The sequence below is a fragment of the Amaricoccus solimangrovi genome, assembly GCF_006385685.1.
In the GTDB taxonomy this organism is placed as follows: Bacteria; Pseudomonadota; Alphaproteobacteria; order Rhodobacterales; family Rhodobacteraceae; genus Amaricoccus; species Amaricoccus solimangrovi.
In genome coordinates this window covers 24,503-36,615 of record NZ_VFRP01000012.1, presented here as the reverse complement: position 1 = coordinate 36,615, position 12,113 = coordinate 24,503, and the positions used below count along the sequence as shown (strand labels likewise).

The following is a 12,113-nucleotide window of genomic DNA, read 5'->3' as shown; positions in this document are numbered from 1 at the left end:
AGGCGAAGACCGGGCGGCCAGGGAGGACTGGATGATCGACATCGTTTCGAAACGGAGCGGACCGCGGCCGGAGGACGAGCGCGCGCGCAAGGTGATCGAGGCCAACCGGCCGGTGATCGACAAGCTCGCCGACCATCTGACCAACGGCGCCTGGTCGGCGCGCCGGAACGCGCCGGCGAAGACGGGGCCGGAGCCCGAGGGCCTCATCATCCATACCGCGCGCGCCACCGCGCGAAGCGAGCCCCCGCGCCCCTTCGTCCGGATCGCCGTCAACGGCCGCGTCAGCCTCGTCGACCTCGATACCGGCCGGCAGATGCATCATCTCGGCGACATAAGGCGGCGCGACGGGATCACCAGCTTCCGCCTCGCGACGCGGGAGAACGGCTTCTTCTCGCCGGTCGAGCCGGAGATCGCCGAGGCGATCGCCGATCTCGACGGCCAGGCGCTCGAGGGTCCGGAGGCCGAACGCGGCCTGACCGAGGCGATCGGCGCGCGGCTTCGTCTCTGACTTCGCCCATTCGACTGACCTGGAGGCCCGAAGCACCGGAAAGATCGAACGCACGTTTCATGAGCCACAAGTCGAACCCAGTCCCCAACGCGGCAGGCCGGCGCCCCCCGACCCCGGCCTGCGGGGGCGCGTCGCGCATCGCCGATTACGACGAGCGGGCGACGATGGGCGCCTGGGAGCAGCTGCTCTCCGGCGCGGCGGGCTGCGCCACCTCCTGCCAGGTCCGCGCGCTGATCGGTGATTCCTGGGCGCGCTGCGCCGAGGGGGGCATCGACGCGAGCCGGGCCGAGGCGCCGATGATGGCCGAGGCCGACACGGTCGAGGAGATCGGCCGCGCCAGCGCCGACCTGCTCGCCGCCGCCCGCCGCTCCTTCGCGAGCATCGGCAGCCTGCTCGAGGGCACCGGCGCGATGCTGGTCCTCGCCGACCACGAGGGGGTGCTGATCGATGCGATCGGCGACCAGCGCACGCTGAACGCCGGCATGGACATCCATCTCGGCATCGGCGGCAAATGGACCGAGGAGGCGGCGGGTACCAACGGGATCGGCACCGCGCTCTTCGCGGGCGAGCCGGTCTTCGTGCACGCCGCCGAGCATTTCTGCGCCGGGATCAAGGGCTGGACCTGCGCCGGCGCGCCGATCCGCGACCCGCTCGACGGGCGGGTGCTCGGCGTGGTCGATCTCTCCGGCCATCCCGGCATCTTCCGCCCGCACAATACCGTGCTCGTCGCCGCCGCGGCGCGCGAGATCGAGAAGGCGCTGGCCGAGCAGCAGAGCGAGGAACGCTCGCGCCTGCTCGAGGCCTTCATCGCCTCCGCGCCCAACTACCGCCGGGGCGACGGGCTGATGATCCTCGACCGCCGGGCGCGGCCGGTCCATTGCGCGAACATTCCCTGCGAGGTTTCCGGGCGCTTCCCGCTGCGCGGCGGGCCGACGCTGGGGCCGGCGACGGGCAAGGCCGCGGGCTTCCTCGACGACCTCACCCGCGCGCTGCCGCCCGACATGAGCGGCTGCCACCTGACGCCGCTCCGGCTCGACGGCGCGCTCAGGGGCGCGGCGCTGGTGCTGCCCGCGCCGGCGCGGCCGCGCAAGGCGAAGGGCGGGGATCCGGTGGAGGAGGCGGCCGCGGCGATCCTGGGCGAGAGCCCGGCGCTGCGCGAGGTGATCGACATCGCCTGCCGCGTCGCCCGGGGCGACGAGGTGAGTTCGCTGCTGATCGAGGGCGAGACCGGCGTCGGCAAGGAACTCTTCGCGCGTCTCGTCGGCGCGTCGCGGCCGGCGGGGCGCTACATCGCGATCAACTGCGGCGGCATCACCCGGGAACTGATCGGAAGCGAGCTCTTCGGCCATGTCGCGGGCGCCTTCACCGGGGCGGCGCGCGAGGGCAAGCCGGGCGTCTTCGAACTCGCCCACGGCGGCGCGCTGACCCTCGACGAGATCGGGGAACTGCCGCTCGACATCCAGCCCTTCCTGCTGCGCGTGCTCGAGGATCGCGCCGTGCAGCGGATCGGCGACAGCAAGCCGAGGCCGGTCGACGTGCGGCTGATCGCCTCCACGAACCGCGACCTGCGCGCCGAGGTGGAGGCCGGACGCTTCCGGCGCGATCTCTACTACCGGATCGGCGCGGTCTCGGTCCGGGTGCCGCCGCTGCGCGAGCGTGGCCGGGACGCGATGCTGCTGCTCGAGCATTTCAACGGGCTGATCGCCGACCGCTCCGGCCGCGATCCGCTGGTCTTCTCGGCGGAAGTGCTCGACCTGCTCGCCGCCTATCGCTGGCCGGGCAATGTGCGCGAGCTCCGCAACCTCGTGGAGCGGCTGCACCTTCTCGCGCGGACCCCGCGGGTGACGCCCGCCGAACTGCCGCGCGAGATCCTGAACCCCGGGGCCGCCCCGGAGGGCGCGCCCGACGGTGGCGAGGCGGCGTGTGTCCGGCCCGCCGAGCGCGCCGCCCACGCGACGGCGAGCAGCTTCGCGGAGGCGGAACTCGCCGCGCTCCGCGACGCGCTCGAGGCCGAGCAGGGCAACCTGACCCGGGTGGCGCGGCGGCTCGGCATCTCGCGCCCGACGCTCTACCGCAAGCTCGACCACCACGGCATCCGCCGAACCTTCCAGTAGGGCGGACCTCGGTCCGCCCCTTTCCCTTCACAAAAGGCCGCGATCCCGGAGGATCGCGGCAGGCGGGGAAGTCCCCCCGGCCGGCGGTCAGGGCCGGCCGAGCTTCTCCGCGCCGCCGCCCAGCGCGGGGCCGGCGGTCGGATCCTCGTCCTCGTGCAGGTCGCCCACCAGCGTCTCGGTGGTGAGGATGAGCTTCGCCACCGAGGCGGCGTTCTGGAGCGCGGCGCAGGTGACGCGGACCGGGTCGATGATCCCGGCCTCGTACATGTTGCCGTAGTCGCCCTGGGCGGCGTTGTAGCCGAAGCCGCCGTTGACGGCGGAGACCTTCGCGACCACCTCCTCGGCGTCGCCGCCCGAGTTGCGCACGATCCGCCAGAGCGGCCGGGTCAGCACCTCGCGCACCAGTTTGGCCCCCTCGGCCACGTCGCCCGAGACCTCGGCTATGGCCTTGTCGACCACCGGCCGGATCTGGGCGAGCGCGACGCCGCCGCCCGCGACCACGCCCTCCTCGACCGCGGCGCGGACGGCGGAGAGCGAATCCTCGATGAGCTGGATCGTGCGCTTCTGCTCCACCGGCGTCACGCCGCCGGCGTAGAGCACCGCCGTGCCGCCGGAGAGCTTCGCCAGCCGCTCGCGGAGCTTGTCCTGCTCGATGTTGGGCGGGGCGGCGTCGTGCTGGCGCTGCACCTGGGCGCGGCGGGCGGTGATCGCCGCGGCCGCGCCCTCGCCCCGCAGCACCGAGGTATGGCCGGCGCTCGCGCGCACCCGCTCGGCGCCGCCGAGATCCTCGCGCGTCGCGGCCTCGATCCGGCCGCCGAGGTCGCGCGCGATCACCCGGCCGCCGGTGACGATGGCGAGATCCTCCATCAGCGCCTTGCGCCAGTGGCCGTATTCCGGCGCGTGGACGACGAGATAGCGCCCCGTTCCCTCCTTGCCGAGCAGCGTCACCACCACCTCGGGCGAGACTTCCTCGGCGATGACGAGAAGCGGGCGCCCCTCCGCGTCGGCGAGGGCGCGCACGCCGTCGAGCGCGGCGGGATCCTTGATCTTGAGGTCGGTCATCAGGATGAGCGGGCGCTCCAGCACCGCCTCCATCCGCTCCTGGTCGGTGACCATGTGATGCGAGAGATAGCCGCGGTCGAAGGACATGCCTTCCACCACGTCGAGCAGCGTGTCGGTCGTCACGCTGAAATCGGTGGTGATCACCCCGTCGGCGCCGACCCGCTCGAAGGCCTCCGCGACCAGCGCGCCGAGTTTCGGCTCGGTCGCGGCGATGGTCGCGACGGCGGCGAGCGCGCCGTTCCGCGCGGGCTTGGCGGAGGCCCGCAGCGCCTCCACCACGCGGTCGACGGCGAGATCGATGCCCCGGCAGAGATCGACGGTCTTGGCCCCCCGCTCGCTCGCCTCGACGCCCTTCTGCACCAGCGCGTTCGCGAGCACGATCGCCGTGGTGGTCCCGTCGCCCGCGACCTCGTTCGTCTGCATCGAGACCTCGCGCACCACCTGGGCGCCCATGTTCTCGAACCGGTCGAAGAGTTCGATCTCGGAGGCGATCGAGACGCCGTCGCGCGTCACCATCGGCGTGCCGAGGGGCCGGTCGATCATCGCGTTCATGCCCTTCGGCCCGAGCGTGGGCTCGACGGCGGCGGCGAGTTGCGAGACGCCGCGGGCGAGCGCGCGCCGCGCGTCGGAATTGTGGATCATGAGCTTGGGCATATTCCCTCCCGCCGCCGGTCGAACCGGCGATTATGTCCTTGGATAGTCATCTGGGTGGCCCGGAAATTACCGGGCCGCCTGCGGCCGGGGCGGAACCCGGCCGAGGATGAAATCGACCAGGGTCGGCTCGCCGTCGACCTCGACGGCCTCCTTGTAGCGCGCCCCGCGCAGGCCCTGGCAGAGCGTGCCGTTGAACTCCATGTTGAGACGGACCTGCCTCAGTGTCGCGAGATGCGCGGGCAGCCCCTCGGCCGTCAGCGCCACGCCCGCCCAGTCGCGGAAGGCGAGATCGCCGGGCCATTTGGCAAGGCCCCTGCCCGTCAGCGCCTCGCGGTAGCGCGCGAGCCTGTCCTCCTCGACCTCGGTGAATTCGAGTTCGCGCAGCGTCATCGCGGCGATCGCCTCGGGCGAATGGCCGAGCGCGCGGAGGCGGAGCAGCACCGCCTCCTGCCGCCGCTGGAACGCCTTCTCCGCGAATTTCTCGCGGAGCGCGTCGAGATCGTCGCCGTCGCAGAGACCGGCGAAGGCTTCCGAGAAGGGACGGCCGTCATTGACGACGGCCATCACCTCCTCGGCATGCATGTGGTCCTCGAGCCGCACGCGGGCGCGCGCGACCCAGGGGAGCCGGCCGACCTCCCGCACGATGCCCTCGCACATCAGGAAGGCGAAGTTCGGCGAGCACCAGTAGGTGGGGAGCCGGAAGCTCACCAGGACCGAGGGACCCTCGATCTCGACGTTCTCGACGAAGCCCATCTCGGTGACGGCCTCGTCGAGTTCGGGATCGGTGACCCGGTCCAGCGCCTGCCAGACCTCGGCCTCGCGTTCCGCGCACATGCCATGCATCGGGTTCACTCCGCCGCGATCCTGACCGGATCGGCGCGCAGCTTCGCCTTCCGGTCCTCGATATCGATGTCGTAGAGCTTCGCGGCGTTCAGCCCGAGGATCTTCTCCTTGATCTCGTCGGTCAGCTGCACGCCCCGCTCGGCGGCGATGTCCTCGGGGATCTGGTAGGCCCAGAACTTCTCGACCAGCCATTTCGGCGTCCAGATCGCGTAGTCGGAGGAGAAGAGCAGCTTGTCCGGCCCGACCCAGAACAGCAGTTCCGCGATCATCTCGCCGAAATAGCGCGGCCGCGAGTGGATGAAGGGCAGCACCACGGCGAGCCCGCCGTAGACGTTCGTCTCCTGCACCGCGATCCAGCAGAAATCGTCGAGCCTCGGCTGGCCGCAATGCTCGACGATGAAGTTGAGGTTCTGGAAGTCGGTGGCGCAGTAGTCGACGTCGTGGACGTCGAAGGCGTCCTTGTTGAGCGGGATGATCGTCGGCCCCTTGTGGATGTGGACGTTCCGGATCCCGAGCTTGTCGAGCAGTTCGAAGCACTTGTACGCCCAGGGGTCGTTGAGCTTCCAGCCCTTGCTCTCGCCCTTCCATTCGGCGGTGTAGAGCTTCACGCCCTTGATGTCGTAGGTCTCCTTCATGAAGTGGATGTATTCGAGCGCCTGCTCGCCATCGCGCGGGTCGTAGGAGCCGTTGATGATGAACCGGTCCTTCGCGCGGGCGGCCATCTCGTGGCTGCGCTTGATGCAGCCGAACCCGGTCTTGTAGAAATCGCCCAGCACCGTGGTCTGGATGATCGCCATGTCGTCGGGGCCGTCGATGAAGAGATCGCGGTAGACGTCATCGGCGGAATACTTCTCGAAATGCGACTTCTCCCAGCGCTGCTCCGCGGGCGAGAGGGCGTTGTGATAGGCGTAGAAGCATTCGATGAACTGCTTGCCGTGGATGTTGCGCTGGTTCTCCGGGCTGCCATCCCAGAAGTGGATGTGCCCGTCGACGACGAAGATTTCCTTGCCTTCCGGAGTGATGTACATGGCTTTCCTCCCAGTCCCGGGTTGGCTTGTCCGTTATGTCGTGATCGCGACCTTCAGCACCCCGTCGCGCTGGTGCGAGAAGAGGTCGTAGGCCGCCTCGATGTCATCGAGCTTGTAGTGGTGGGTGACGAGCGGCTTCAGGTCGACGCGGCCCGAGGAGATCACCTCCATCATCCGCCGCATCCGCTCCTTGCCGCCCGGGCAGAGCGCGGTCTTGATCGCGTTGTCGCCGAGCCCGGCCGAGAAGGCGTCGAGCGGGATCCTGAGGTCCGTCGAATAGACGCCGAGGCTCGACAGCGTGCCGCCCGGGCGCAGGATCCGGAGCGCCGCCTCGAAGGTGGCCTGGGTGCCGAGCGCCTCGATCGAGACATCGACGCCGCGGCCGTCGGTCAGGTCCATGATCGCCTCGACCGGGTTCACCTCCCGGAAGTTCACCACCTCGTCGGCGCCGAGCCTGCGCGAGACCTCCATCCGCGCGGCGACCGCGTCCACCGTGATGATCCGCGTCGCGCCGAGGAGCTTCGCCCCCGCCGTGGCGCAGAGCCCGATCGGCCCTTGCGCGAAGACCGCCACCGTGTCGCCGATCCGGATTCCGCCGTTCTCCGCGCCCGCGAAGCCCGTCGACATGATGTCGGGGCACATCAGCACCTGCTCGTCGGTCAGCCCGTCGGGGACGGGGGCGAGATTCGCCATCGCGTCCGGGACCAGCACGTATTCCGCCTGGCAGCCGTCGATCGTGTTGCCGAACTTCCAGCCGCCGATCGGCTTCCAGCCGTGTCTCGTGCCCGCGCCGTCCTGGCTGCAGAAGCCGCAGAGGCAGGCGTTCGACCAGCCCGAGGGGGTGATGGCGCCGGCGATCACCCGCTGGCCCTCGCTGAACCCGGTCACCGCGGAGCCGAGCTTCTCGATCACGCCCACAGGTTCGTGGCCGATGGTCAGGCCCTTCTCGACCGGATACTCGCCCTTCAGGATATGCACGTCGGTGCCGCAGATCGTCGTCGTGGTGACGCGGATCAGCGCGTCCATCGGCCCCACGTCCGGGATCGGCTTGTCCTCGAGCACGATCCGGTTCTTCTCGACGAAAACGGCGGCTTTCATCCTGGCCATTCTTCCCTCCGATTCTGGCCGCGGGAATCGCTGGCGCGTTCCCTCGACGGCGGGGAGAGACTGCGCCCTTCCCGCCGCCCGTCCTTGACCGAGGTCAGATGTATTCCATCACCTCGTCCATGTTGCCGAAGAGGATGACGGTGTTGTCGTCGACCCGGACCATGCGGCCGTAGTGGGTCGAGGTGTTCACCTCGAAGATCTCCGCCGTCATCTCGCGGCCGAGATAGTCGCTGATCTCGTCCATCTTGAAGATCAGCTTGTCATGGCCGTCGATCCGGATCATCGCCGGCTGGTAGGTGACGATCACGCCCTCCTTCGAGCCCATGAACTCGGCGATGGCGCGCGCCTCGACCGAGTCGTTCATGGTGACCCCGCACTGGTCGGAGATCGTCTGCTCGAAGGTGATGTCCTTCATCGACTTGAAGATCGTGTCGTGCTTGGCGGAGTCCCGCTTGGCCGTCTCTGTCGACATGTCCGTCTCCCTTAGTTGAGGCCGAGTTCGCCGAGGATCTGCGTGATGCGCTCCTCGGACTGCGCCCGCACGTCCTCGAACGAGACGGGTTTGGAATGCGGCTCCGACCAGATCGGCTGGAGCCCGCGGGCCGCCTTCTCCGCGAGCGGGCGGTGGATCGTGAGCCAGGCCTTGAAGAGCGAGCGGTTGTGCTCGGCATGCTTCTCGTCGTTCACGAGCAGGTACATGAGGTCGATCGCATTCGCGAGGTTGCGCTCGTAATCGGCCTCGGCGGCGGAGATCACGGGCGGCGTCACGAAGTCGTTGTTGGCCGCGGCCACCCGCATCAGGAAGCCGGAGCGGAAGAGCTCGCCCACCAGCGGCTCGAAGACGAGGTTGATCGCGAAGTACTGCTCCAGATAGTCGGAGGTCCCCATGATCGTCTCGATCGCCTCGCGGGTGCCCTGCCAGATCGGATCGTTGAGCCAGTGCTCCTTGCCGGCGCCGTCGTCCCAGCCCTCGATCTCCATGCCGATCTCGGCGAGATAGAGGGTGATGTCCTGCGCGAGCCTGAGCTTGTAGGAGCTGTTGGTCAGCGTCGCGTTGTTGATCATCTGGGTGTAGCCGTAGCGCTGCGCCTGCATGAGCGAGGTGCCGAGGCCGAATTCGGCGTGTTTCCACGCGCCGAGATGGTTCATCAGGACCTTCTGCCACACGCGGTCGAAGGCGCGCGGCGCGCCGGACTTGCGCGCGTTGGCGATGACCGACTGCACCATGGTCTCGATGCGGGACTGGCGCTGGTAATGGGTGCGCTCCCACTCCTGGTCCGGGGCGCGGAAGGCGTGCCAGTTCGACGACAGCGCGCGGGTGTAGTCCTTCATGTAGGCGCCGTTGCCGTCGGCGAATTCGATGATCCAGTTCTGGATCAGGTAGCGTTCCGGATCCGGCTGGACGTCGACGGTCACGTCCTCGTAATGGGTCGCGCGCTGGCCGCGCGGCTGGAAGTAGCGGTACTTGCGGCTGTCGCTGTCCGCGAAGATGGCAGCGCCCGCGGCGCCCGATCCAACCGAGCTGGAAATGGCTGGCATGACGTTTCGCTCCTTGATCTCGTGTTTCGTTCAGTGGGACCGGGCCGGCTCGAGCTGGCCCGGGGTCGCGCTCGACGAAGTGGTGAAACGGTCGAAGTGGATGCGTTCGCTCTCGAAGCCCGCCATGAAGAGCACGGGTTCGAGCGCGTCGATCATCGGCGGCGGCCCGCAGGCGTAGACGTCGCCCGCGCCGTCGATGTCGAGTTCCCTGAGCTTGTCGGCGACCCGCTCGTGGACGAAGCCCCGCGCCCCCTCCCACCCGGCATCCTCCTCCGCGTGGCTGAGCACGGGGATGAAATGGACCGAGGGGTTGGCCTCCGTCAGCGCGGCGATCCGGTCGAGGTAGAACAGGTCGTCGCGCGTCCGGGCGCCGTAGAAGAAGAAGACCTCGCGGTCCTCGCCGCTCGCCACATGGTCGTGCAGGATCGACCAGATCGGCGAGAGGCCGGAGCCCGCCCCGACGAGGATCATGGGTCCTTCGCGGTCCTCGCGGCGGAAGCAGGTGCCGTAGGGTCCGGTGACGGAGACCTCGGCGCCGACGCGGATCCCTCCCGAGTCGAGCTCGGAGGAGAATCTTCCTTCGGGGTACTTCTTGATGATGAAGCGCAGGGTTTCGGCTTGCTCCGGCGTATTTGCCATGGAAAACGAGCGCGTAATCGTCTGCCCTTCCTCGGTGGTGACGGTGATGTCGACATATTGCCCGGCCCAGAACTTGATCGGCGCGTTGAGCGCGATGGCGATGCCCCGGATGTCATGGGTCAGCTTTCCGATCTCGGTGATGCGACCCTCGAAGGTCTTCACCGCGATGGATTTCGACAGGACCTCCTCGTCGTAGTTGAGGAGCTCCACCTCCATGTCCGAATAGGCGATCGCCCGGCAGAGCAGGATGTGCCCGCTCTCGCGCTCCATGTCGTTGAGCGCGAAGGTCGAGTACTTGAGCAGATCGACCTCGCCCTCGTTCAACACGCATTTGCAGGCCGAGCACTGTCCCTCCTTGCAGCCATGCGGCAGGGCGATGCCTTGCCGGAAGGCGGCGTTCAGGACCGTTTCACCGTCCTCGACCTCGAATTCGACGCCGACCGGTTCCAGGCGGACCGTATGGGTCATTCCGTTTGCCTCGCTTCCACTTCTTCCCCGGTCCCTCCCCGGGGCGCGGGGAGGGTTGGCTGACGGGGGCGGGTCAATCACCCACCCCGCGGGTTGCGGGTAGGGTGGGCGATCCGCCCACCCGCCTGGCTCAGTGGCAGGGCTTGATCGTGAAGCCCGCCTTGTACTCCGCGATATGCGCCTCCCGCGCCTCGGGGGTCATCTCGCGCAGCAGCGTGAGCGGGGAGAGCAGCGTGTTGCCCTTCACGTCGTCGAGCGTCCACATCTCCTTGTCGTCGAAGCGCAGATGCGGCTGCGGGACCAGCGTCCTGCCGTCGGAGCGGACGAAGTTCAGGTCCCTGATCGCGTCGGCCAGATCCCAGCCGTGGTAGAGCGTCTCCCACTCGCGCTTGCCGGAGAAGCGGCCCATGGCGGGCGTCGGCCGGCCCTGGTATTCCTCGGCGAAGGCTTCCACCGCCGTCCAGCGGTCGAGTTCATGCGCGAAGGTGTGAAGCTGGCCGTCGATCTCGTCCACCACCATGTCCTCGCGGATCAGGCAGGGCACGAGGCAGGACCAGCAGCGGTGCGGATAGACGTAGCCCGTCTCCTCGCCCGCGAAGGTGATGACCTTCTGGCCCTTCTTCGAGAGCTTGTCGTACCATTTCCAGAAATCGCCGAACTCGGCGTACCAGCCCGGATACTTCGACTCGAACCATTCGAAGTCGGCGTCGCGCTGCGCCTCGATCCGCCAGAAGTTCACCGGCCAGCCGACCGCGAAGAACTGCGCGACCTTGTGGACGTAGTGCTTCTTGGTGATCCGGTTCCAGGCCTCGTGCACGTCGTCGTGGTGCACCTTCACGCCGTATTTCTCGAGCGGCAGCATGTAGGTGCGGTAGTAGTCCTCGAAGATCCAGCGGTGCCACATCTCCGCGTAGGATTCCTTGTTCTTGTCGCGGTTGGTGGTGCCGTATTCGATGAAGGTGCCGATCGCGGCGTCGACGATCGCGTGGTTCTGCCAGAAGGCGTAGCGCAGGTCGCGCTCGAGCAGCAGGTGGTTCTCCGGCTCCTTCAGCGCCGCCATCAGCATCGAATGGCCGTTGCCGATGTGCCGGCTCTCGTCGGACTGCACCGAGAGGAACACCGTCGGGAGCGCGTAGTCGCCGTTACGGGCGGCCTCCGACGGCATGGCGACGAAGAGCGTGTTGGTGAAGGCGGTCTCCGCGACCACGGTGAGGTACATGCAGGCGGCGGTCATCGTGTCGCCGGTGATGAAACCCTCGCCGAACTGTCGGCCGATCGTGGTGGCGTAGCACTTGCCGAAGGCTTCCTCGGTGATGTCGAACCCGGCCGGGTCGATGTAGTTCTCCATGTACCATTTCTTGAGGTTCATCTGGATGGTCGAATGGCGGAACTCGTCCACCATCTGCATCGTGAACCCGGTCCGCAGATCCTCGCCCGGCGCGAGGCGGGCGACCATCGCCATCGAGCGCGCAGCCGAGATTTCCGGGAAGGGGATGATCGCGAGGAAGAGCTTCATCCACTCGACCCAGCGCGGCTCCACGTTGCGGAACATGTCGCCCCGGAGCGCGGCGTCGAGCGCGCCGTAGACGCGGTTGTCCTTCTCCTCCTGCATCGGGAAGTAGGAGCGCAGCACCTGCTTCATCGGGTCGCGCGGCGCCCTGGAGATCTTGTAGTCGGTCGGGAAGGTATTCGCTTCCTGCACATAGGTGGGTTGCCACCCGAGGTCGGAAATCCGTTTCGTCGCCTCGCCGACGGGAATGCCCCGCTGCGCGGTGATCTTGTTGAGCGTCAAGGACGTCATCGTCTGAAAGCCTCCACCCTGTTGCGCCCTCGGGCCCCATCGCCCGGGCCGGTCGCGGCGCCATGCGCCGCCAGTTCTTCTGTCGAACGGCGGGCCTCGGATCGGATGACCCCGGGGACCGGCCGTTCGGTGGATCCGGCAAAGGTGTCGGTGGCGGGCATTCGGATCCGGACCACGCCTCGGCGGTCTCTCGCGATCCTCGGGCCGGCGGCCTCCCCTTCGTTCTTGTGGCACCGGGCGAGCACCCGGTGGGCTTCTTCTGCCAGCTGCGATGCAAGTTGCGTGCCAGCCTTTTCCATACCCGCCGCGACGGGCCGCGCGCCGCTTCCCGGCCCCGGGCGCGGCGGCGC

10 protein-coding genes are annotated in these 12,113 nt (G+C 68.3%); 2 read left to right on the top strand and 8 right to left on the bottom strand.

Features of this window, described 5'->3' with window-relative positions:
* Window positions 1-31: 31 nt before the first annotated feature.
* On the top strand, window positions 32-508 hold the full coding sequence (locus FJM51_RS13030) for a hypothetical protein (protein WP_140454581.1): 477 nt from the start codon (window positions 32-34) through the stop codon (window positions 506-508).
* Between the two features lie 59 nt (window positions 509-567).
* Window positions 568-2,622, top strand: coding sequence for a sigma-54-dependent Fis family transcriptional regulator (locus tag FJM51_RS13025; RefSeq protein ID WP_210240281.1), 2,055 nt, complete (start codon window positions 568-570; stop codon window positions 2,620-2,622).
* 87 nt (window positions 2,623-2,709) lie between these two features.
* Here FJM51_RS13025 and FJM51_RS13020 read toward each other — a convergent pair whose 3' ends face one another.
* The 8 genes from FJM51_RS13020 to FJM51_RS12985 all read right to left on the bottom strand — a co-directional run bounded on the left by FJM51_RS13020 (window position 2,710) and on the right by FJM51_RS12985 (window position 11,763).
* A complete protein-coding gene (locus tag FJM51_RS13020; RefSeq protein WP_140454580.1) occupies window positions 2,710-4,338 on the bottom strand; it encodes a molecular chaperone GroEL in 1,629 nt (542 codons plus the stop codon).
* Window positions 4,339-4,404: 66 nt separating this feature from the next.
* Window positions 4,405-5,181 (bottom strand): iron-sulfur cluster assembly protein, encoded by a 777-nt coding sequence (locus FJM51_RS13015; protein WP_140454661.1) that lies wholly within the window; start codon window positions 5,179-5,181, stop codon window positions 4,405-4,407.
* Window positions 5,182-5,186: 5 nt separating this feature from the next.
* A complete protein-coding gene (locus FJM51_RS13010) occupies window positions 5,187-6,209 on the bottom strand; it encodes an amidohydrolase family protein (protein WP_140454579.1) in 1,023 nt (340 codons plus the stop codon).
* A 33-nt stretch (window positions 6,210-6,242) separates the two neighbouring features.
* Window positions 6,243-7,316: an NAD(P)-dependent alcohol dehydrogenase gene (locus FJM51_RS13005; protein ID WP_140454578.1), complete on the bottom strand. Its 1,074-nt coding sequence runs from the start codon at window positions 7,314-7,316 to the stop codon at window positions 6,243-6,245.
* Window positions 7,317-7,410: 94 nt separating this feature from the next.
* The gene (locus FJM51_RS13000) at window positions 7,411-7,788 is read right to left on the bottom strand and encodes an MmoB/DmpM family protein (RefSeq protein WP_140454577.1); all 378 of its coding nucleotides are present in this window, start codon (window positions 7,786-7,788) and stop codon (window positions 7,411-7,413) included.
* 11 nt (window positions 7,789-7,799) lie between these two features.
* Window positions 7,800-8,855 (bottom strand): aromatic/alkene monooxygenase hydroxylase subunit beta, encoded by a 1,056-nt coding sequence (locus FJM51_RS12995; RefSeq protein WP_140454576.1) that lies wholly within the window; start codon window positions 8,853-8,855, stop codon window positions 7,800-7,802.
* 30 nt (window positions 8,856-8,885) lie between these two features.
* On the bottom strand, window positions 8,886-9,962 hold the full coding sequence (locus FJM51_RS12990; protein ID WP_140454575.1) for an NADH:ubiquinone reductase (Na(+)-transporting) subunit F: 1,077 nt from the start codon (window positions 9,960-9,962) through the stop codon (window positions 8,886-8,888).
* 130 nt (window positions 9,963-10,092) lie between these two features.
* A complete protein-coding gene (locus FJM51_RS12985) occupies window positions 10,093-11,763 on the bottom strand; it encodes an aromatic/alkene/methane monooxygenase hydroxylase/oxygenase subunit alpha (RefSeq protein ID WP_140454574.1) in 1,671 nt (556 codons plus the stop codon).
* Between the last annotated feature and the right edge of the window lie 350 nt (window positions 11,764-12,113).